Origin of the sequence: Chryseobacterium sp. CBTAP 102, assembly GCF_003201365.1 — a bacterium.
Classification (GTDB): domain Bacteria; phylum Bacteroidota; class Bacteroidia; order Flavobacteriales; family Weeksellaceae; genus Chryseobacterium; species Chryseobacterium candidae.
Map to the genome: position 1 here is coordinate 136,608 of NZ_QICX01000006.1, position 22,461 is coordinate 159,068.

Genomic DNA, 22,461 nt, shown 5'->3' on the forward strand with positions numbered 1-22,461 from the left:
CTTATCAGATAAAAAAATAGTTCTCCGCTATAGCGGAGAACTGCAAATTTTGATTTAGCGATTATAGCTTAGTGGTAGCCAATAAAAATTGATCAGCTCTGTTATAAGCTGCCGAAGCTCCAGATATAGCTGTTACTGTACAGTTATTTGGTGCTACTATAACAGTATCTTTCCCACCGAAAATAGATTTGTATAAATCTACATTTTCAGAAGACTGCATCGCTTTTTTAAGAATGTTCTTTTGCTCTAAGTTACTGGTAATTTTCAGTTTCTTTTTCATGATAAATAGTTTTGGTTAGTAAATTATAATAATTCTCCAAATATAGAAATTTTATCAAATGAAAAATAACTTTTTACGAAATAATTACTTTTTTTTAATTGTTATTGCAAAACCACCACTTCTTGCCATCTTAAATTTAATTTTTGATTTAGTTGTAATCTCTTTCTTATAGATATTATAGCTTTGAGGATTATCAATATAATCAGCATCTTTTCCATCTTCATAGATTGTTGCTTCATATTTTGTTCCTTTATCCAGGAATGAGAAGTCTACAGTATATTCACGTTTGTTCTCATCTGTAATACCTCCTACAAACCAGTTATCAGTACCTTTTGCTTTCCTTGCTGTCACCACATAATCACCAGGTTCTGCGCACAAAATCCTGGTATCATCCCAATCTGCTGCTACATCTTTGATGAACTGGAATGCATCCATATGTTTTTTGTAGTTTTCAGGAAGGTCTGCAGCCATCTGAAGCGGCATATACATGGTTACATAAAGAGCCAGCTGTTTTACCAGCGTAGTTTTTACAAAACGTGTATCTCCAGGGAAATAATAATCAAGTTTTGTCTGGAAAATTCCTGGTGTGTAGTCCATAGAACCTCCCATCCATCTTGTAAAAGGAAGAACGGTCTGGTGATCCGGCTTATTTCCTCCGAACGCTTCATATTCTGTTCCACGTGCTGCTTCTGCGGAGATATAGTTCGGATAGGTACGGCTTTCTCCTGTAGGACGTACAGATTCGTGAGAATTCACCATGATTTTATAGTCATTTGCTTTTTCCGCAATTCTATAATAATGATTAATGGTCCATTGAGAATAGTGATGTTCTCCTCTAGGAATGATATCTCCTACATATCCTGTTTTCACAGCATCATAGCCATATTTATTCATCGTCTGGAAGGCTTTATCCGCCCATCTTTCATAGTTCGTGGCAGAACCTGAAGTTTCATGGTGCATGATTAGTTTAATTCCTTTCGAATGAGCATATTCATTCAGCATTTTGATGTCAAAATCCGGATAAGGGGTAATGAAATCGAAAACAAATTCTTTTGAGTGTCCGAACCAGTCTTCCCAACCGATATTCCAACCCTCGATCAATAATCCCTGGAATCCGTTTTCTGCAGCAAAGTCAATATATTCTTTAACCTTTGTATTGTTGGCTGCATGTTTTCCGTTGGGAGTCAGCTTTGTAAAATCTGTTTTCCCTAAGTGAACATTTTCTGCAGTAGAATACGCCCACTGTGATTTTCCAATAATCATTTCCCACCAGACTCCCATGTATTTTGTGGGGTGGATGTAAGAAGTATCAGTGTACTTTGTAGGCTCATTAAGATTGAAGATCATTTTAGAATCCATTACCTGTTCTGCTTTCGGAGCTACAATAATGGTTCTCCAAGGCGTTACCGATGGAGTCTGGATATACCCTTTCGCTCCTTGTCTGTCTGCAGTTAAATGTGTTTTAAACTTAAAATTCTGCGCATCTACTTCAAGATGTGAAGCCGGATAATCCAATACTGCTGCTTCTGCAACGTTGATGTACAAAGGTTCTTTTCCTTCTTTTTTAAGCATCAACGGAGACTGAACTGCATTTTTCACCAATGACTGTGAAGCGTTGGCATCATATGCTTTGTCCCATTTTGCCGGAATTTCAGAAACTTTTGTTTCCTGGTACTGATATTCCTGAGAGTCGTAATCTGCAACAATCCACCATGCCTTCATATCGGTAGGGAAATCAATTTCAGAATCTTCTTCTCTGATCACAAAATAATTAAGATTTTTTTGCTGTGGGAATTCATATCTGAATCCCAGCCCATCATTGAATAATCTGAACTTTACCACAATACTTCTGTCTGTAGAAGCCTGATTCAGGGTAACTGCCAGTTCGTTGTAATGGTTGATATAATTTTTCTTTTCTCCTAAAACCGGCTGCCAGGTTTCATTTTTGGAGTCTCTTTTTTCATCTGTCTTTGCAAAACCGTTGTTCAGATCGTATTTTGCATCTTCCGGTTTGGCTATTTCGGAAGCAAATTTTATAGCTGTGTCTTTAAATAATCTCAAACCCAATTTAGAATCTTCCACCACTACTGTACCGTTATACTTAAGGTTGTAGTAAGGCACTCCTTCTTTCAACTGGAAATTCATTTCAAATTTCCCGTCCGGAGATTTTAAAGATTGGGCTTTCACACCTGTAAACATCATTGAGAGCAAAAGCGCTCCAACTGTAATTTTCTTCATAATGACTATTTAATTAACTTAAAAAATAAAGTGCTGCGGTAAAACAGCACTTTGCTTTATTTTAGTTTGATTTACAATTTTGTAACAGTTAGTTTGTAATATGCTGAATTGTGTAAATCCAGTTCAATTTTATAATTGCCTGCCTGTGAAACTTTATATCCAGGATCTCCTGTAACAGTTCCTTCTGAGCTTAAATAGGATTGAACACCTGTTCCTGAAACCAGAGTCTGCTCTGCATCTTTTGGCTGGAACTTTATCGCCCAATCATCATTGGCTCTGAATTTAAATACTCCGGTATTGGATAAGGCAATAGAATTGATTACAAACGTTTTGGTTGCAGGATTGTAAACAAAGTCAGTATCTGATCCCCATCCTGTAGGCGTTGCATCACCAATAACTCCGAAGTTTGCTAACAACGCAGAATAAGTATTTGCTGCCCAGTCTATTTTCATGTAATAAGTTCCTGCTGCTGCCGGAACTATATCTGAACCATCAACTTTTAGTTTTCCGGTATTAGTCCCATCATCTCCTTTATTTCCCGGCCAATCCTGATTGATCGCAAATTTATATTTCCCATTATCACCTGAAGCATCTTTAATGAAGATAAATCCTCTGTATTTATCATTTTTCTCAGGAGAGAACAGATTCGGTGAGTTCGCTGGATTCCAATCTGCATATCCTGCTGCTCCGGCATATCCTCCGGGAACATTTATTTTTGGATAGATAAGGTCCGGATTTGGCTTATACCCTGTCATATTCACAGTAACTACATTTGAATAAAAGAAAGTAGTACTGTTTAATGCAGTTCTCATTCTCACTTCAATAGGCTTAGCGGTATCCGGAGCTACATTTAACTGTGCAAGGATGTTATTAAGCTGCAAATGGGTAAGTGAGTACGTTTTCTGGTCTGAAGGCAGATCCTGGAGTACATTTGTTGCGAAACTGGTTCCGGCAACTGCAAACTGTAGAGAATTACTGAAGCCTACACTTGGGGTAAAAGTTGGATTTTCCCAAGTGATAGCCAGTGCATTTTCTCCTGCTTTCGTTTCATCAAGTACTACAGAAGTTTTATCTGAAGTTATTTTAGCCTGTGAAGTATTATTCAACTCTAGTTTATCATCCTCTTTAGAGCATGAGATAAGGTATAAACCTACCAGAGCCACTAATAAAACGTTGAATATCTTTTTCATTTTTTAGTTTTTTAAATTAATAACCTGGGTTTTGAGTCAAATTAGGATTTGCCTGAAGGGCTGTTGTCGGGATTGGAAATACTTTATAGTTATCTGAAATAGATGTACCATTTTTAACACCTCCTTTCCAAGGCCATAAATAAGAAGATCCGGTAAACATTCCATATCTGATAAGATCCTGTCTTCTTACACCTTCCAAATTCAGCTCACGTGCTCTTTCATCCAGAACAGACTTTAATGTAATTGAGCCTAATGCAGATGCTCCTGCTCTGGCTCTCACCTGATTTACATATGTTAAAGCCTGGGCTGCATTAGCTGAAGCCGCTCCTCGAAGGGCACATTCTGCATAAATAAGGTATGCATCACTTAATCTGAATAAAGGGAAATCTGTTGATGAGAAAGCTGTGGCTCCACCTGTTCCATCAGAATTTTTATTCCAGAATTTATCTGAAGGGAAACCGTTATTCCAGGTTTTGTAATCATCCATTTCCCACTGATGCCCCTGAGTCCAGAATAATCTCGCTCTAACATCATTACTATTCTTAAGATCAGTAGCATTATTACCAAATAAGCCATACCATGCTTTTGTAGCTCTGTGTCCGGCCCATCCGTCAGTCGCCCCAAAATTTGCTAAAACCATTGTTTCTGTACTCAAGCTTCCATTAACAAGGTAGGTTGTATTTCCATAACTCTGGCTGGAAACCGCATCTGCAATTAATGGGAAAATTATCTCTTTTGAAGTATTATTATCTGCTGAGAAATTTTTTCTGAAATTAGATTCTAATTGATATCCGCCTTCATTAATGACTTTCGTAATATAAGTACCCGCATCATTATATCTTGCTGTCCCCGTATAAACTTCAGCATTTAAATATAACTTTGCCAACAACATTCTCACTACTGATTTATTGGCTCTTCCGTAAGAATTAGAAAGAGGAAGCTGGGCCTCAATTGCCAACAATTCACTTTCTACATAATTGAACAAATCTTTTCTTGAAGCTTCTGGTAATGGTGTACTTGAGTTAAAGTTATCATCTGTAACCAAAGATCCTTTTCCAAATAAATCTATCAGATAATAATAAGAGAGGGCTCTCAGGAATCTAAGTTCATTAATAACTTGGTCTTTATTGGCATAATTAATATTGCCTTTTTTCATTATCAGGATCAGGTTGGTAGACTGTGGAATGGTATAATAAATTCTATCATATACATATTTAAAAAATTTATTATTACTGGTCCAGTTTGTGGTAGTGGTAAGTTGATCCAAGCCATTATCCCCCCATCTGTTTTTCATTGCATCAGCAGTAAAGTCATTCAAATTTACAATACCTCTGATAAAAGGTGATTCTCCCGCATTAGCTCCTTCTATGTCAGATTTATCCGGACCTTCCACACTGGAAAGTGCGAAACTTGCATATAATCTTGAAAGCAATCCTTCAACTGCTTTGGGGTCTTGCTGTAATAGATTTTCTAGGGTCAAATCATATTTTGGTTCTGTATCCAGATCATTCAAACAAGATGTAGTAACAAAAGCCAACATAGAGGCTATTGCAATGAATTTTATTTTAAATTTAATGTTTTTCATTTCTCTAATTTTAAATTTTAGAAATTAAAATTGAAACCAAGTGTATATATTCTTGGTCTTGGATAAAAATTGTTATCAATGGCATTGAAGTTTTCAGGATCTTGTCCTTTATATTTTGTGATAACAAATGCATTACTTACAGAACCATATATTCTAACATTCGTACTGCCAAACATATTCTTAACAAGATATCCAATTGTAGCATTGTCTAATCTTAAGAATGAGGCATCTTCCAAAAAGAAATCAGAAAAATATGTATTGTCTGTCAAATTCATAAACGGTGAATTTGCTGTATAATTCAGAACATTATTCAGAGCCACATCATTTTGCGGAACAGCATATGATTTAAAGCCTTGTGCTAGTTTTCTTGAATTAAATACCTTACCTCCTATCTGTCCTCTGAAATTAGCACTCAAGTCCCAATTCTTGTAATTCAGTGTAGTACTGAATCCGTAAGTCCAGTTAGGTCTTAAAGCGGTATAATATCTGTCATCGTTATTGATTTTACCATCACCATTTCTATCAACATATACATCTGGTAAAGGATTTCCTGCACTGTCATATACCTGCTGGAATACCCAAGCGGAATAAGGCTGATATCCCTCCACATGATATGCCAGCTGTGTTCCTGTGCCTACAGGAAGCCCTCCATCCTGTGCAAGAAGGACCGATTCAAGTTTTGTTACCTTTCCTTTATTATAAGATATATTTCCAGAAATACTCCAGCTTAGGTCTTCTCTTTTTATAGGAGTAAACGTTAAGTTGGCTTCAAATCCTCTGTTATTCATTTCCCCTACATTATCAACAAAGCTGTTTGTCAATCCCTGTCCTGGTGGTATAGATCTTCTCGCCAGAAGATTTGTAGTTTTTCTGTCGTATACGTCAAAGCTACCGGTTAGCATACCATTTTTCAGAATTGTGAAATCTAAACCTCCATTAATTGTTGTGGTTGTTTCCCAAGTAAGATTTTCATTAAAAGGGAGTGCACTATAAGTTCCTATTGCAGGAAAGTATTGGGAGTTTGTGCTTCCAATCTGGAACAACGGTCTTGATGGATAGAATCCTACAATACCGGTAATATCCTGTTGTCCTGTTTTCCCCCATCCCAATCTAAGCTTAAGCTCTCTAACTGAAGAAACATCCTTCAAGAAGTTCTCTTCATTCACTTTCCATGCAAAACCTACTGCCGGAAAATATCCCCATCGGGAATCTTTTTTGAACAGTGAAGATGCATCTGCTCTGAATGTAACAGTAAATAGGTATTTATTTAAAAGATCAATATTAGATCTGGCAATAAATGATTGTAAATTTAATTCATTCAAGTATTTATCCTCAGGATTCAAAAAAGGTAATACAATTGGAACTCTTAAACCCGTGCTCGGATCTCCGTCATCATATTTATAACGGTCTTTATCTCCTTCATTTCTGAAATTCTGATATGAATATCCACCCTGGATCAGGAAATTAGAGATAAATCCTGAAAGTTTTTTGTTATATACCAAATAAGCATCCATCGTTTTATTGGAAATATTTTGTATTTCACGATAATCAATACCAGGATTGAAAACGTAAGGTGCTGAACCATCTGTAGGCAACTTGTAAGTTTGTATTGCGTTATTACCAAATATTGTTTTAAGATCAGATTTTGATGATTCCAATCCTAAATTCAATACAGCCCTAAGATCCGGTAAAAAATGCATTTTATAATCAAACTCAATATTTCCTAGAAATTTATTGACCCTTTGAGGCGCAGAACGCTGTAATAAAGCTGCTACGGGATTATCCTGTCCAATTTTTTTATAAGGGTTCTTATTATTATCAATATTCTGATAATAGCCTCCGAAGTCAACTCCATATGGAAGATTATTTGAATAAATAGGTAAAGTTGGATTAATATTAATAGCACCACCAATGGCTGCGCCTGCATCAATAGCATTTAAGTCGGAAATAATCCCTTTTGCGTTAATATCAACTTTTAAATGGTTATCAAAGAATGTAGGGGTTATTTTCAAAGACCCTGAAAATCTTTCATAATCACTGGTCTTTACTACTCCTTCAGTTCTGTTATATCCTAATGATAATCTAATCGGAAGTTTTTTGAATAAGTTTCCTGAAATACTTAAGTTATTATCACTGGAAACAGAGGTTCTATAAATTGCTCTTTGCCAATCGGTATCATATATTTGTCCCGGAGTTGTAGGATTGTCAGGACTTCCACCTACACCCAATCTATAATTATACTGAGGATAGTAGGTATTGATGTAGTTGACGAAGTCTGAAGACTTCATTACATCCATATACTTTGTTACTTCACCTACCGATACATTGGTACTTAAATTAATTTTCAGCTTTCCACCTCCTTTTTTAGTAGTAATAATGATGACACCGTTTGAGGCACGGGAACCATAAATTGCGGTAGCGGAAGCATCTTTCAAAATTGAGAAAGATTCAATATCATTCGGGTTTACCAGATTCAAAGGGTTTCCAACACCAGCAGGATTACTGGAATCAAGAGGAACTCCGTCAATTACAATCAATGGATTATTCTGGGCATTCAAGGAAGCTCCACCTCTGATCCTGATGTTTGGTTTTGAATCCGGAGAACCTCCATCGTTAGTAATTCTTACACCGGGAGCTTTACCGTTGATTAGCTGATCTGCAGATACAATAGCTCCTTTATTAAAATCTTTCTCAGAGACCGCAGTGATAGAACCTGTAAGATCAGATTTCTTCTGCTTCCCATATCCTACTAAGACAACTTCCTCTATTTTTTTCTCCTGAGGAAGAGAATCTTTTTTCTGCGCATGTATTACTGTACTGGCCAGTAAAAAAGCGGGCGCAATTTTTAATACTGTTGTAAAATTCTTCACAATCTTATTTTTTTATAGTTTCGTTTTTCAGTCATATTTTGGCCTTATGCCAGACTTGCAATTTAAAAAAAAAATAGAATTATCATAAATTTAATATAATTTTAGTTAAAATTATGTATATTACGAAACCCATTTTAGTTAGTTTTTTAAATTCCAATATTTTACAACGTCTTATGTATTACATACTATTTGTTTTAATTTAAGAAAATGTTAAACAATTGTTTAACTTAATTTCATATCAAGTCTTTCAAATTTGCATTCTGGAGCATAATAACACCTTCAATAGCGGTATTCAGCAGATATTCCTTATCTTTGCAGTTAAAACTTTACTATAAATGTCAAACAGAAAGATGATTACGGCAGCTTTGCCTTATGCAAACGGGCCGGTTCATATAGGACATTTGGCAGGTGTTTATATTCCTGCGGATGTTTACGCAAGATTTCAGAGAAGATTAGGAAAAGATGTAGCGTTTATCTGTGGTTCGGATGAGCACGGGATTCCTATTACCATAAGAGCTAAAAAAGAAGGAGTAACTCCTCAGGATATCGTGGACAAATATCACGAGATCATTAAAAAGTCTTTTGCTGATCTGGGAATTTCATTTGATGAATACTCCAGAACAACGTCTAAAAACCATTATGAAACCAGTCAGGATTTCTTCAAAGTTTTATACGAAAAAGGAAAATTCACTGAAGAAATTTCTGAACAGTATTTTGATGAGCAGGCAGGAGAATTCCTTGCTGACCGCTATATTGTAGGAACTTGCCCTAATTGTGGTAATGAAAACGCTTACGGAGATCAGTGTGAAAAATGTGGTTCTACCCTTTCTCCTTCTGAGCTGATTAATCCGAAATCAATGCTTAGCGGAAATGTTCCTATCCTTAAAGAAACAAAAAACTGGTATCTTCCGTTAAATGAATACGAAGACTTCTTAAATGAATGGATCATTGAAGGTCATAAAGATGACTGGAAGCCTAACGTATACGGACAGGTTAAATCATGGTTGAATGACGGCCTTAAGCCTCGTGCCATGACCAGAGACCTGAACTGGGGTGTTCCTGTTCCACTTCCCAATGCAGAAGGAAAAGTATTATACGTATGGTTTGATGCTCCTATCGGGTATATTTCTTTTACCAAAGAATGGGCAGAGAAAAACGGAAAAGACTGGAAAGACTACTGGCAGAGTGAAAACAGTGACCTGGTACATTTTATCGGAAAGGATAATATTGTATTCCACTGTATTATTTTCCCTTCAATGATGAAAGCTCACGGAGATTATATCATGCCTAAAAATGTTCCTGCTTTTGAATTCCTGAACCTTGAGAACGATAAGATCTCGACTTCAAGAAACTGGGCAGTATGGGCTCATGAATATGTAGAAGACTTCCCCGGACAGCAGGATGTTTTAAGATATGCTCTTCTTTCATCGGCTCCGGAAACTAAAGATAATAATTTTACATGGAAGGATTTTCAAGCTAAAAATAACTTCGAATTAGTTAATAAATTTGGAAACTTTATCAACAGAGTTATTTCCTTTATAAATAAAAATTTTGAAGGAAAAGTTCCAAATGGTATTTTAGATGAAGAAAGCCAAATTGCTATCAAAACTGGAATAGAAGAAGTAAGTAATCATCTAGAAAAATATGAATTCAGAAATGCTTTAAGTGCTTTTATGAGGCTTGTAGACTATGGTAATTTATACCTTCAAAATGCTGAGCCTTGGAAAACAATAAAGAACGACCCAAATGAAGCAGGACAAACTATGTTTGTTGGAGCTCAGATTGCAGCGGTTGTTGCTCAATTATGTGAACCATTCATGCCATTCTCAGCTGAAAAACTATTTGGTTACTTCAATATTGAAAAAAAGGATTGGAATGATTTACAAAATACGAAAATCCATATTGAAGCTGGCCACAAAATTGAAGAAGCTCCACTATTATTCAATAAAATCGAAGATAGCGTAATCGAGGCTCAAATCCAAAAGCTGGAAAACACAAAACAAAACAATAAAAAAACAAACCCTAACGCCAACCCTATGAAAGAGGAGATCACGTTTGATGACTTTACTAAAATAGACCTTAGAACAGCAACCATTTTAGAAGCTGAAAAAGTAGAAAAAGCAGATAAATTATTAAAACTTACTGTAGATACAGGAGTAGATGTAAGAACTGTTGTTTCGGGGATTGCAGAAAGTTTCACTCCTGAGGAAGTAATCGGGAAGCAGGTGATGATCCTTCTGAACCTTGCTCCTAGAAAGATCAGAGGAATTGAATCTCAGGGAATGTTATTATTAACAACAAAACCAGACGGAAAATTATCTTTCGTAACACCGGATGACAGCAATGTTGAAAACGGTATTGAGATCGGATAATTAAAATCCTTATAAAGATCACAGGCTGTTTCATTAGAAGCAGCCTTTCTTTTATATACAGCTTATGGTCAGTAAAAATGTTTTAAGAAAGCTTTCCAATCAGGAATTGGAGGGATATTTAAAAGAAGGCAACCGCTTTGTTCCGGAGGCTGTTCAGGCAGCTTTTGAAATTCTGGAAGAAAGAGGACGTGTTTTCAGTGAAATGGAAAAAACAGCTGTTCAGCAATTGATTCAAAATAAAAAGGAAGAAGAGCAAGCAAAACATACAGAAGAGGTTGAAGTCTGGAAAGATCATGTTACAGAAGATCCCAATGCCGTTAAGCTCCATTCAAGAATTACGATTCTTGTAGTCAGTGTTTTTTTTGGCACCATTCCGGGAGCCATTCTACTTTTTCTGAATTTAATACAATTAAAAAAGTATCCTGCCGCCATCTTGGCGCTGATATATGGATTTCTTTTTTTCATGGTGCAAAAATATGTTCTGTTATCCAATTTTGATCCCAATTCAATCTCACGGTTGAGCCCGGAAATAGGCGTTATAGCCGTAGGAGCACTTGGATTAATCATTATTTGGGTTGTGGCTACTCCAAAAAAGTTGCCATACCGCCAAAAATCCTACGTTCTTCCAGTGATTTTATGTGTAGCAAGCGCTGTTCTGATGTATTTTTATTTTCAGGAATGGTTTTCTTACTATCCGCTTGCAAGAACCATTCATCTATTCAGACAATGGTAAGGAGCTTATTCCCGCTATCCACTTTTACTCCTCGCGCCTGCCTAAATGGCTAACTCTTGCTGTGGGGTAACCGTTTCTATCGGGGCTAGGAACAGGCACAACAAAAGTCATTCCGGTGTACAGAATGACAATGTATTATTTTTTGAGATTGCTTCGCTTTCAGCTCGCAATGACTTGTTTTTAATTATTTCTTAGTAAGTTTCGCTAAGTAAGCATCTTCGTCTTTCAATACTCTTTCTATTTTGAAACCATTATTTGTGGCAGCATTTTTCAAGGTATTAAAATCAAGATACAGCCAGGTAATCGGTTCTTCAGATTCACCTTTATAATGAACCACATATTCCAGTTCTCCGTAGTATCCACCCGCCGGAATATACACTCCGCCATCTTTATCACGATCGAACATATAAAGAATATCCGTACTGTCAATTAAAACCTGTCCGCCATCATTCAGTAAAGTATGCAGTTTTTGAAGATAAGTATCAATTTTAGCCAGACTTTCAAAAACTCCGGTACCGTTCATCAACAGTAAAATGGTATCAAAAGTTTCTCCTGAGAAATTAAGCATATTTTCACAAACTGCTTTTTTAATTCCCCTTAACTTACAGACCTCAACGGATTTGGGTGAAATATCCAAAGCCGTCACCTCAAGATTTCTTTCATTTTGGAGGTATAAAGAATGAGAACCTGCACCCGCTCCGATATCCAGAACTTTTCCGTTGGATAACTGCAGTGCTTTCTGCTCAATATCATTCATTTCTTCAAAATCTCTGAATAAATAATCCACCGGAAGTTCATCCAGCTCAGAAATTGACGTTTCAGTCTGCAGATCTTCAGGATTGTCATTGTGGTAATAATCCCAGATTGCTCTGCCCATTAAATCTTTCATAGTGCAAAGATACAGCTTCAGAAACTAAAGTTCAAAGCTGGTGATTCAGGTTTTTGAGTTACGGACTCTTGTTGTTTTTCATTATAGCGTTTGGGTACATTATTAGATCGCAATTTTTTGAAGATGCTCATACTCTTTTAAGGAAAGCTGGAAGTTATTTATGATGTACATACAATAAAATTACAATAACTTCTTTTAAGATAAAGAGGTTACATAAAACAAATAGCTATAACCCGGCTTTCAGTACTTCCCACTTCCAGCATCCAGCTTCCCTCGTTAGAAAACGTAAAATCCCAGCCCAATGAAGGACCAGGATTTTACTGGTGAAAAACAAGGTATTCTTTATACTGCAGGCCCTGCAGCGTCTTTTATCTCTTCCAATAATTTTTTTCTTTCGCGAAGTCTTCTTCTTGCAATAACGGATTTACCACCAAGAACCCTTACAAATCTGAAATACTGAAAACGTTTGGCACCAAAATGATGGGTAGCAACATAAATAAGCACTCCAAATCCGACCAGAATAATATATCCAAATATCTTTTTGGCAGCTATGATGACTGCATTGAGCTGGATGGCTTTCATATTGGCGGCTACATTCTGAGGAGTAATAGTCATTCCGTCCATATAAACTGCAAGATCACCCATTGCTGTAAGCTGAAAACGGTACTGAAACCATGAATAGAGTGTTGAAAAAATTCCTACGGCAAGGAAAGTTCTCCAAACCAATACAAGTCCGATGGCTGCCAGCATTTCATCCATTTCAAGCTTATCCAGCGTATAAAACCATACGGAAATAAACAATGAACACATTCCATAACCTTTTAAGAACATCGGCAGATACCAGTTGTCATAACTGAACTCCAACACCATTGAAAAGTACATGATAATGGCATATCCTACCATTGAGGCAAAACCGGAAAAAATGTACATTTTCAAAGGTTTTTCTTTTTTGAACCAGAAAATGGCAATGACACCGGCTAAAATAATTCCCGGAATCATCAGCAAACTCAATCTGGTATTCGTCAATTGATCATATCCTAAAACTCCTACTGCAAAAGTATTCTGAAGAGAAGCAGTTCCCAGAAACATTCCCAGCCAGAAAAGCATGAATAATCCGTGCTGTACATTATTTTTTGTGAAAATTTTAAATGAAAGGTATGGTCGTTTTAAAGTCAGCTGACGGATAGAAAGCAGTGCAAAACTTACAAAAGCGGCAATACTCGCATTCATTATATTCTGGGAATTAAACCAATCCTGCTGTCTTCCAAATGAATATACATACGCCGAAAACATAAATGTGGAAATGAAAAGCAAAATACTCAGCCAGTCAATATAATGCAGGGGAACTTTTAACGCAAAATATTTATTATGCATAAAAATCCAGTGTATTAAAGCTAAAATAAAGCATAAAACGGCTGTGAGCAGGTAAAACTGCTGCCAGTTGTAAAGAAGGGCAAACTCAGCCGCATAGTAGGTAGCTACCTGATTCATTACCAGAACGAAGGTATAGAAAGCTCCGTAAAATACTCCCCTGTTTCCGATCATAACCATCAATGGCAGGAAAAGCTCTATGGTAACCATCATTTTCATAAAACCAATCAATAAAGAAGTAAAAATAAAAATCATGGGCTGTAAAGTCGTCCCATTCACGTAGCTCAGCACTCCTAAAAGCATCAGGAGCACAACCATCTTATCTCTTACTTTGAATCTCATTTTGATTCTGAGAACAACAGGCATACAGGCTCCCATCCCAATGGTAGTGGCGTAATTGGCCCACATAAAATACTCTGTCATGGCTCCGGTACCGCTTACCAGAGAACTGATATTTCCGGTATACACCCCACCGATTGGCATTACCACAGTAAGCAGCAATACAATCAACAGCAGCTGTACGGGTTTGGGTACCCAGTCGTTATATAATCCTTTATTGTACATAATGAATATAGAAGTTAGAGGTTAGAAAATAGAAGTTAGTGACTGAAAATTTTCAGCTTAACATCTGCATTTTCCAATCTTTTAATCTTTCAATGATTAAATTTTTAAATTACTGACCAATATTCACGTTCATATTCATTCCGGCACTCAGTTTATCCAGATCTTCTTTTTTGTTGGAAGCTGTAAACTCTATTCTTACAGGGATTCTCTGCTGTACTTTGATAAAGTTTCCTGTAGAATTGTCTGTAGGCACGCTTGAATACCTTGATCCGGTAGCCGCTGAAACAGCAGTCACAATTCCTTCAAATTTTTTCCCTCCCAAAGCATCAGCCGTCATGGAAATTTTTTCTCCGACTTTGATATTCGGCATCTGGCTTTCCAGGAAGTTGGCAGTTACCCACTTCTGACCATTCAAAACAATCGTGGCAACCTGCTGTCCGGGTTGAATCAACTGACCTTCAGAGATTGTTCTTCTTCCCATTACTCCATCATAAGGTGCTGTAATTACAGTATACGAAAGATTAATTTTCGCCATATCCAAAGCAGATTTTGTTCTTTTAATTTCAGCATCATTAATTCCCAATCTGCTTTTTACTTCGGTAGTGGAAAGGTTGGCAGATTGTTTTTGGTTCACTAAGGTCTCATAAGCAGCCTTTTGCGCATCATATTCAGTTTTCACCTGATCATATTGCTGTCTGGTAACTGCTTCGGCTGCCAGAAGGTTTTTATATCGGTTTAAATTCTGCTCAGCATTCCATAATCTTGCTTTTGCTCCTGCGATATTGGACTTCATTACATTGATATTGTTGGAAACTGTATTCACGGAAGAGCTGGTAGCTGTTTTTTGTGCCATCGCGTTTTGATAAGCTGCTTGTGCCTGCCCCAGCTGTGTAAGAATTTCGCGATCATCAAGTATTACCAGAGTATCTCCTTTTTTAACACGCTGATGTTCAATGAACTTGATTTCTTTGATATAAGCAGAAACTCTCGTATTGATAGGGTTAATAAATTCCTCTACCTGAGCCGCTTCCGTATAGGTTTTGCTTCCGATATGGAAATATTCACGTATTAACCAGAATAACCCGAAACCGATCACCAGAAAAACGATGATATTGGAGATGATTGCTCTGATTTTATTGGTTTTATTTTTCTTTTTTTTATTCTCTGCGGTGGATGCTGCCGGATTTGGTGTTGTATTTTGAGTGGTTTGTCCCTTGTTTTCCATTGTATTGATTTTCAGTTTTAAAAATTAAAGTGTTCCTGTAGATTTCAAAAGGTTGTAATACTGATACAGAACATTGATTTCAGCGTTGGCATAATCAAGCTCTGCCTGCAGTTTTTGGTTCTGCGCATCAATCATTTCTGCCTGTACAGCCAGTTGATTCAGATATTTGGCTTCCGTAATCTTATAGTTTTCTTCCGCCAGTCTTTTGGAATCATTCAGAATATCAGCCTGCTGAATCGCTTCCTGGTATTTGGTATACGCTGCATTCACCGCCATATCTACATTCTGCTGAACCAGAGTCAGAGCGTCATTCGCCTGATCCTTTTGTAGTTCCCCTAATTTTACTTTCTCTTTTGTTTTATAAAGCGTATCAATGTTGTAGCTCAAAGAAACCCCTGTCTGCCAGCCCCCTGAATACATATCCAAAACAGGATTTCTTGTCGTGATAGGTCTTTGCAGCGTATATCCGCCAAATCCGGCAAGTGTAGGTGAATTGTCTGTTTTGATAATTTCAATATTTTTATCTGCAACAGCAATGTTTTTTTGAGCAGATTTCAGTAATGGATTGCTTTCATGAGCCAGCTCTCTGTAATACTCCATACCGATTCCGGATTCTTTATTCTCCAGACTTTCCGTAGGGATAATCTCCGTATCAGAGGATAGGCCTAATGCAATATTCAGATTATAATTAAGGATTTTTTTATTATTGGTAAGGGTAAGAATTCCCTGATCCAGGTTTTTGATAGCCAATTCTCCACGAATGACCTCATTTCTTGTGACCATTCCCTGCTGATAGAATTTCTGGATATTTTTCAAACGTTCCTGAGCCAGTTTTTTATTATTCTGAAATACCTCTTCCTGATTAATGATTTTATAGACATCCAGATAATTGGAAATCACTAAGAATTTCACGTCCTGTTTGTTTTTCTCTAAATCCAGTTCGGAAAGCTGCTCGCGAAGCCCCGCCATTTCGATAGATTTATTTACCAATCCTCCTTTGAAGATCAGCTGCGTGGCCTGTACCGCATACGAACTTCCGTAATGCGGCATCGGAACGTTTGTAGAATTCGAAAAGTCTTTATCAATAGCGACTGCATCTCCCAAATAGAACTGACTTGTAGAAGCGGTAATCGTAGGAAGTTTCTGAAGCTTAACGACATTCATATTTTGTTTTGCTATACCAATATTCTGCGCAGAAACTTTGAGCTGCTGATGATTCTGAACAGCGAGTTCCGCCACCTCACCTGCAGTCATCTGTTTGATCTGTTGTGAAAAAAACAGCGCAGGAAAAGCTGCTATCAGTACAGATAGTGCTGTTTTTATTTTCTTTGTCATTTTACCTTGTTTTACAGATGCAAAGTTAGATCAACAACAAAATCAATCAAATGTTTGATTTTTGGAAAAAGATGTTCAAATGTAAGATTTTAATTTTCGAACTGATGTCTATACTGTGTAGGACTTACCTCCAGATGCTTCTTAAAAAAGTGAGAAAACGAGTATTGATCACTGAATCCGAGAATAGAAGAAATCTCTGAAACCGGTTTATTGGAAGAGTTTAGGAGCACTTTCGCCTCGTTGATCACAATTAAGGCGATGATCTGGCTTGCAGATTTTCCCGTGATCGCCTTTACTACAGAAGAAAGATGTCTGGTTGTAATTGACTGCCGTTCGGCATAGAACTCAACGGTTCTCTCGGTAAGATGATGCTCTGCGAGGTCGGTAAGAAATACGAATACAATCTCTTCCTGTCTGGACATCTGGTTCATAGAGCTGTTATCTTCCTTAGAAATAATTCCTGCCATCTGATAGCAGAAAACGGAGAAAAGATGCTCCACCATTTCCTTTTTATAAAGCATTTCGGTATCAGAATCCAGAATATATTTCAGAAAATTGACACTTTTCCATACGACCTCCATTTCGTCCTCATGAAAAGGAACTCCTTTATTCATCTGCTGCCTGAAATATCGATACGTAATCAGACGGTTAAATTTCAATGATAAGGCAGAAATAAATTCTCTTTTGTAAGAAACCATCCTCGACTGAAAATCATCAGTTACTCCCACCACTTCGTAAATGGTTTGCGGATCGGTTACCATAAACATATTGGCAGAAACCTCCAGATCACTGAAGTGCTGACGGAGTTTTATAGTTCCTGATTTAATAAAAATAAAAGCAGGATTTTCGGGGCGAAACGGTTTACCCACAGCTATTCGCTCGAAAATATTATGTTCGGTAAAAATATCAACGCCAAATTTTTCCAGGGCAGACATAAGACAAATGTAAGCAATCTTACCAGTGATTACAAAATTTTATTATTTTAGCAGGAATCCAATTTCCCTTCAGCATGAGAAAGGTTGATCTATTATTTGCCGAATACAGTAAAAGCCATAGAAACGCGACTAACAAGTTCATTCACTGGATTTGTGTGCCCTTAATTTTCTGGACAATTCTGGGGTTCGCCTCCCTGATTCCCTCACCACATTTCTGCACTTCCTACTTCGGATGTGCAAGTATTATAAGCCTTTTGGTGATTACTCTGATCACTCTGTTCTATGTAAGGCTCTCTTTATTGATCGCTATTATAATGATCGTGATCATGCTTATGATGGAACATTTCATCTATCTGACCAATATTAGTTTCGGAAAACAATCATGGATGGTTTACCTTTCTGTATTTATCATCACATGGATTTTTCAGTTTATAGGCCATAAAATTGAAGGAAAAAAGCCTAGTTTCCTTAAAGATCTGCAGTTTCTTCTGATAGGACCCATATGGCTGTTAGGCTTTGTTCTTAAAAAAGCAGGAATCAGATATTAATCTTCCAGCGCATAAACAGCAAAACTGGCCAGCCAGTGATCTCCACCGTAATTTCCCTGGAAAAGCAGCGGCAATCCGTTATTTAGAAATACATCTGCTGTTTTCCTGAAATCTTTTTTCAGAGGATGATTGGCAGGAAGTGCATTGGAAATTCCTTTCATACACCATGCTTTGGAAAAAGATAATCCTACAAGGTGAACGGTCTGATAATCGCTCAGATCACTCACTACCGGAATTCTTTCAACATTTTCCAGACTCCTTTTTTCATAGAAGGCATTCAGCCACTGTACAAATTCTTTTTGAGGAAGGACCCTACGCATCAGATCTGCAATTTCCAGACTTGGCGAAAAGAAATCCGACCCATCCGGTTCCAGATAAGCAGGCGTTTTCTGATCTTTTAAGAAAAAGTATTTAGCCTTTTCCATCAGCTGATTTTCGAATTCTTTATCTTTATTTGCTCTTGCCCAGTCTATAGCAAAAGCCATTGCAAATGCAGTGTTTGGGTGAACTCCGGTTCTGTTTGGGTAAGTTTGTTTTGGAAGATAGGTTTTCCAGGACTTCAGGATCTGATCTGTAAGTGGTTTCAGGTTTTGATGCCATATTGTAGCTTTCGGATGATCCCAGTTGGTCAGTTCTTCATCCAGCTTTAAGATCCACGCCCAGCCATAGGTTCTTTCAAAAGTTCCCGTCAGCTGATATTTTGTAAAATAATCTGCTTCTGCTTGCAGTTTCTCTTTCTGAAATGATTCGTCAAGAATTTTTTCAATGTCTTTGGCATTAGAGAGATTGGGTTTTGTTTTCAAAAGCCTTGTCAGCATCCAATGTCCATGAACAGAGCTATGCCAGTCGAAACATCCGTAGAAACTGGGGTGAAGATCTTTTGGAGTTAAAGGAACTTCGCCTGCATTATTGATGATGTGGGCCGTTTTATTCGGATATTCCTGGTTGATACAGTGAAGAGGTTTGTCAGATAATTTCATCGCCATATCGTCTGTAAGTTTCGGAGCTTCCTGGGCATACATCAGAAATGGAGAAAACACAAATGCTAAAAGACTTTTTTTCATGATTTAAAAATAAAAATAATTTATCAGTCTCAGCAATTTTCAGATCGGTTTTAGAGCTATTTATTGATTTTGTATTAACATTCTTTCGTTTTAAATTTTCATTCATTTTACAAATGGTCATTTTTGAGCACACTTTTTGATCGTATCCATAAAAAACTAACTAGCCATGAAAAAAATGATTTTCCTGTTATCAGGTCTTATCCTGATCAATTGCAGCAAATCAGGGGGTGAACAACAGGAAGTGAAAGCCGACCTGATGGAAGTTCTAACCGAAGATAAAGCCCCTTCTCCTGCAGCGGCACCTCCACCTCCACCACTTTCTGTCTCCGAAAAGCTGGTATCTGATGAAAATGTTACAAACAAAGAAAATTATATCCCTAAGAAAACAGATACGATCTCTAAAAAAATCATCAAAAACGGAGATATGAAGATTCAGGTGGGTGATATCAAAAAGACACAGAATAAGGTCTATGAGATCATCAAGAAAAACAATGCTTACATCCAGAAAGAAGAGTTTCAAAATACGGATATGGATGATAATCTAAGCCTGATTATCCGCGTGCCTCATAAAAATTTTGATGCTCTGATCCATTCATTTTCGGATGGTGTAGGAACTGTTTTGTCTAAAAATATTTCATCTAATGATGTAACAAAAGAATATACGGATATAGCCATAAAGCTGGCCAATAAAAAGATATATCTGGAAAAATACCGTGACCTGCTTAAAAAGGCAGCTACCACAAAAGATATGCTTGAAATTCAGGAAAACATACGCGATCTGGAAGATGAGATTGATGTGGCAGAAGGGAGTCTTCGTTTTATTGATGACCGTGTGAATTACAGCACTCTGAATTTAAATTTATATAAAGAAAAAGTGAGAAGTTCAGCAACCTCAAAAATAGGTTTTGGAAGCCGGTTTGTAGATTCGGTAACGGAAGGCTGGAACAGTTTTGTAAGCTTTATGCTCGGAATCATTTCTCTGTGGCCTTTCTTTTTGCTTATTCCTGTTATTATTTTTATTTGGAGAAAATGGAAATCAAAGAAAGAAGATTAAAATTAACTTATTAAAAATCCGGGCATCAAAGATGCCCGGATTTTCACTGCATTACCAGCATTTTATTCCGTTTCCAGTGTTTATTTAAAATCAATAACAATGCAATAGTCTTGTTAACGGCTGTTAAATATTTTTGAAAAAAGAAATTGTCTCAAAAGTCAAACTATTTGCATTTCGCCATTCTGCCGAAGGAATAGTCTTATTCACAATTTGTAATATGAGATTCTTCATTACGTTGCATTTCATTCAGAATGACACTTTTGAGACCACCTTTTTGTTTATTCTTTTTACTATTTTCTGATGGTTTTGGTCATATTTCTTCCATCTTTATAGTGGATCTTTATAAAATAGATTCCAGGCTGAAGGCGGCTGATATCCATGTTGTCTTTTTCTGGATTCATAAAAGTCATTATCTGAAGTCCATGTGGAGTAATAATATCTACTCTGCTTATTTTATCATAGAAGTTTTCAGGTGCAAAATTGATCAAATGCTCAGATACTATGATTGAAAGATCATTTTCTTTACTGGCAAGAACTGATGTTTTACAACCCTGCCCTTCATTACAGTCGCTTACAAATTTCCAGACAGCATTACTTCCCGGCGCTTCTCCCGGATTCACGTACCATTTGTTTTCCCAGATTTTACAGGCATTGAATACTTTAGTTCCTGCTGTTGAATACGTTTTTGCCGAATTATATTCCTGAGCTCCGCAATACGTAACCGGACCGCCTGATTCACAGTCAGAACCTTCTGTACATACACTTACTTCCTCCCAAACCATATTCGCTCCCGGAAGTTCTCCAGGATTTGCGTACCATTTATTTTTCCAGATTTTACAAGAGTAAAAAACTTTCACTCCGGCTGTAGGATATGCATTAGCAGCATTATACTGCTCTGCTCCGCAATAGGATTGCCCATTTCCTGGTGTAACTTTTTTTGTTCTGACTTTTAATTCATTACCCATATCCGAAAGCTGATCGTTCATTGCAACAGATCTTACGGTATAGGTATATTCTGTGTCTTGTGATAATCCTGTCCGTAAAAAGCTTGTTTGTACAGTCTCTCCTACTTTGATTCCGTTTTCAAAGACCTGATAATTTTTAATTCCCTGTGTATGAGTGGATGCCATCCACATTAGGGAAACGGAGTTTTCGGTAACTCCCATTGAATGAAGGTTTGAGGGTGCTGTAGGTTTTTCAGGAATACCTTCACTGTTTGTCTTTACATTGAGTGGTGAACTTTTCGGTGAAGTAAGTCCGGAAGAGCCTTTTGCCTGTATTTCATATATATAAACTGTATTGGCAGTTAAACCTGTATCCTGAAATGAAGGTGTGCTTACCTGCTGAACATTCTGTCCGTTGCGGAAAACGTTATAAGATACCGCATCAGATTGTGGATTCCAGCTTATTTTAGCAGTAGAACTGGTTACTCCTATTTGTGATAATCCTGTTGGGGTGGCAGGAGCAGAAACTCCTGTTCCGGAGGTTACGTTAACATCAATCACATTATAAAATGCATTGGTAGTATCCGCTACATCCCAGACCGCTAAAATAATATGGTAGCCGGTACGGTTTGCAGGAACGGTAATCTGGTGAGAAACATTATCCTGGGGTGGTGTTCCATTATGTGCAACTGTTCCAATAAGCTCAAGATCCTGACGGGAAAGAGGCTGGTTGGGATTCCAACCCTGCTTTGTCATATAATAATGCCATTTCGCTGTCGCATGATACGCCGAGTATTTCCAGATAAAGGCATTCACACCCGTGGAGATATTTGTTTTCTTCCATCTGTCGGCAGTCTGGATATCCAGTGTAGTGTCTCCTCCTATACTTCCATTAGCGGAGGCAATCTTTCCGTCGGCAGGACCCAACGCAGGAAACCCTTTCGGAGCTTCCAGAGATCCCGGTTCATTAATAACAGATCCATAGATTCCAAATGCTGCAGAATAACCGAGTGTGGCCTTGTCCAGGCTTCCCTGATATCCTCTTGAGGCAGGACTCAGTACATATCCGTGTGCAGACAGATGAATTAAAGATGGTACCAGCATAGCCAGCATCAGCAATACCGGAAAAAAAATTTTACGTGTCATCATATTTTAATATTTTGGTGTTGATTGGTTTGATCGCTTTTAAGCAAAACTGAATTTAAATCATCTGTAATTCAATAAATACAAGCGAAATTAACTTATATCATTAAAAGTAACTCAA

The 22,461-nt window shown here is 37.3% G+C and carries 16 protein-coding genes; 4 read left to right on the forward strand and 12 right to left on the reverse strand.

From position 1 onward, the window contains the following. Window positions 1-61: 61 nt before the first annotated feature. The 5 genes from C8D70_RS10425 to C8D70_RS10445 all read right to left on the reverse strand — a co-directional run bounded on the left by C8D70_RS10425 (window position 62) and on the right by C8D70_RS10445 (window position 8,163). A complete protein-coding gene (locus tag C8D70_RS10425; RefSeq protein ID WP_076594247.1) occupies window positions 62-280 on the reverse strand; it encodes a hypothetical protein in 219 nt (72 codons plus the stop codon). Window positions 281-364: 84 nt separating this feature from the next. Then, window positions 365-2,518: a glycoside hydrolase family 97 protein gene (locus C8D70_RS10430; RefSeq protein WP_110367273.1), complete on the reverse strand. Its 2,154-nt coding sequence runs from the start codon at window positions 2,516-2,518 to the stop codon at window positions 365-367. A gap of 71 nt (window positions 2,519-2,589) precedes the next feature. Next, the gene (locus C8D70_RS10435) at window positions 2,590-3,708 is read right to left on the reverse strand and encodes a SusE domain-containing protein (protein ID WP_110367274.1); all 1,119 of its coding nucleotides are present in this window, start codon (window positions 3,706-3,708) and stop codon (window positions 2,590-2,592) included. 16 nt (window positions 3,709-3,724) lie between these two features. Beyond that, window positions 3,725-5,293: a RagB/SusD family nutrient uptake outer membrane protein gene (locus C8D70_RS10440; protein WP_110367275.1), complete on the reverse strand. Its 1,569-nt coding sequence runs from the start codon at window positions 5,291-5,293 to the stop codon at window positions 3,725-3,727. A 17-nt stretch (window positions 5,294-5,310) separates the two neighbouring features. Next, the gene (locus C8D70_RS10445; protein WP_181416120.1) at window positions 5,311-8,163 is read right to left on the reverse strand and encodes a SusC/RagA family TonB-linked outer membrane protein; all 2,853 of its coding nucleotides are present in this window, start codon (window positions 8,161-8,163) and stop codon (window positions 5,311-5,313) included. 335 nt (window positions 8,164-8,498) lie between these two features. Between C8D70_RS10445 and metG the strand changes: the two genes are divergently transcribed. Continuing rightward, entirely contained in the window at window positions 8,499-10,535 is a 2,037-nt protein-coding gene (metG, locus tag C8D70_RS10450; protein WP_110367277.1) for a methionine--tRNA ligase, read from the forward strand. Between the two features lie 64 nt (window positions 10,536-10,599). After that, window positions 10,600-11,268, forward strand: coding sequence for a hypothetical protein (locus tag C8D70_RS10455; protein ID WP_110367278.1), 669 nt, complete (start codon window positions 10,600-10,602; stop codon window positions 11,266-11,268). A 184-nt stretch (window positions 11,269-11,452) separates the two neighbouring features. Here the strand turns inward: C8D70_RS10455 and C8D70_RS10460 are convergent, their stop codons facing one another. From C8D70_RS10460 to C8D70_RS10480, 5 genes are all read right to left on the reverse strand, one after another. Continuing rightward, entirely contained in the window at window positions 11,453-12,157 is a 705-nt protein-coding gene (locus tag C8D70_RS10460; protein WP_110367279.1) for a class I SAM-dependent methyltransferase, read from the reverse strand. 342 nt (window positions 12,158-12,499) lie between these two features. Beyond that, complete coding sequence (locus C8D70_RS10465; RefSeq protein WP_110367280.1) at window positions 12,500-14,092, reverse strand: MFS transporter; 1,593 nt, start codon at window positions 14,090-14,092, stop codon at window positions 12,500-12,502. 109 nt (window positions 14,093-14,201) lie between these two features. After that, window positions 14,202-15,317: an HlyD family secretion protein gene (locus tag C8D70_RS10470; protein WP_110367281.1), complete on the reverse strand. Its 1,116-nt coding sequence runs from the start codon at window positions 15,315-15,317 to the stop codon at window positions 14,202-14,204. A gap of 24 nt (window positions 15,318-15,341) precedes the next feature. Next, window positions 15,342-16,652, reverse strand: coding sequence for a TolC family protein (locus tag C8D70_RS10475; protein WP_076594238.1), 1,311 nt, complete (start codon window positions 16,650-16,652; stop codon window positions 15,342-15,344). 89 nt (window positions 16,653-16,741) lie between these two features. Next, on the reverse strand, window positions 16,742-17,587 hold the full coding sequence (locus tag C8D70_RS10480) for a helix-turn-helix domain-containing protein (RefSeq protein ID WP_076594237.1): 846 nt from the start codon (window positions 17,585-17,587) through the stop codon (window positions 16,742-16,744). A gap of 74 nt (window positions 17,588-17,661) precedes the next feature. On the opposite strand from C8D70_RS10480, the gene C8D70_RS10485 reads away from it, so the two are divergent. Beyond that, window positions 17,662-18,135: a DUF962 domain-containing protein gene (locus C8D70_RS10485; protein WP_076594236.1), complete on the forward strand. Its 474-nt coding sequence runs from the start codon at window positions 17,662-17,664 to the stop codon at window positions 18,133-18,135. Here the strand turns inward: C8D70_RS10485 and C8D70_RS10490 are convergent. After that, window positions 18,132-19,199, reverse strand: coding sequence for a DUF2891 domain-containing protein (locus C8D70_RS10490; protein ID WP_076594235.1), 1,068 nt, complete (start codon window positions 19,197-19,199; stop codon window positions 18,132-18,134). The genes C8D70_RS10485 and C8D70_RS10490 overlap by 4 nt on opposite strands. Window positions 19,200-19,365: 166 nt before the next feature. Between C8D70_RS10490 and C8D70_RS10495 the strand changes: the two genes are divergently transcribed. Further along, window positions 19,366-20,253, forward strand: coding sequence for a DUF4349 domain-containing protein (locus C8D70_RS10495; protein WP_110367282.1), 888 nt, complete (start codon window positions 19,366-19,368; stop codon window positions 20,251-20,253). Between the two features lie 290 nt (window positions 20,254-20,543). Here C8D70_RS10495 and C8D70_RS10500 read toward each other — a convergent pair whose 3' ends face one another. Continuing rightward, window positions 20,544-22,346 (reverse strand): lytic polysaccharide monooxygenase, encoded by a 1,803-nt coding sequence (locus C8D70_RS10500; RefSeq protein WP_110367283.1) that lies wholly within the window; start codon window positions 22,344-22,346, stop codon window positions 20,544-20,546. Window positions 22,347-22,461 lie beyond the last annotated feature (115 nt).

Coding starts and splice junctions, on each gene's coding strand:
- C8D70_RS10425 (WP_076594247.1), bottom strand. CDS start 280: ATGAAAAAGAAACTGAAAATTACCAGTAACTTAGAGCAAAAGAACATT.
- C8D70_RS10430 (WP_110367273.1), bottom strand. CDS start 2,518: ATGAAGAAAATTACAGTTGGAGCGCTTTTGCTCTCAATGATGTTTACA.
- C8D70_RS10435 (WP_110367274.1), bottom strand. CDS start 3,708: ATGAAAAAGATATTCAACGTTTTATTAGTGGCTCTGGTAGGTTTATAC.
- C8D70_RS10440 (WP_110367275.1), bottom strand. CDS start 5,293: ATGAAAAACATTAAATTTAAAATAAAATTCATTGCAATAGCCTCTATG.
- metG (WP_110367277.1), top strand. CDS start 8,499: ATGTCAAACAGAAAGATGATTACGGCAGCTTTGCCTTATGCAAACGGG.
- C8D70_RS10455 (WP_110367278.1), top strand. CDS start 10,600: ATGGTCAGTAAAAATGTTTTAAGAAAGCTTTCCAATCAGGAATTGGAG.
- C8D70_RS10460 (WP_110367279.1), bottom strand. CDS start 12,157: ATGAAAGATTTAATGGGCAGAGCAATCTGGGATTATTACCACAATGAC.
- C8D70_RS10465 (WP_110367280.1), bottom strand. CDS start 14,092: ATGTACAATAAAGGATTATATAACGACTGGGTACCCAAACCCGTACAG.
- C8D70_RS10470 (WP_110367281.1), bottom strand. CDS start 15,317: ATGGAAAACAAGGGACAAACCACTCAAAATACAACACCAAATCCGGCA.
- C8D70_RS10475 (WP_076594238.1), bottom strand. CDS start 16,652: ATGACAAAGAAAATAAAAACAGCACTATCTGTACTGATAGCAGCTTTT.
- C8D70_RS10480 (WP_076594237.1), bottom strand. CDS start 17,587: ATGTCTGCCCTGGAAAAATTTGGCGTTGATATTTTTACCGAACATAAT.
- C8D70_RS10485 (WP_076594236.1), top strand. CDS start 17,662: ATGAGAAAGGTTGATCTATTATTTGCCGAATACAGTAAAAGCCATAGA.
- C8D70_RS10490 (WP_076594235.1), bottom strand. CDS start 19,199: ATGAAAAAAAGTCTTTTAGCATTTGTGTTTTCTCCATTTCTGATGTAT.
- C8D70_RS10495 (WP_110367282.1), top strand. CDS start 19,366: ATGAAAAAAATGATTTTCCTGTTATCAGGTCTTATCCTGATCAATTGC.
- C8D70_RS10500 (WP_110367283.1), bottom strand. CDS start 22,346: ATGATGACACGTAAAATTTTTTTTCCGGTATTGCTGATGCTGGCTATG.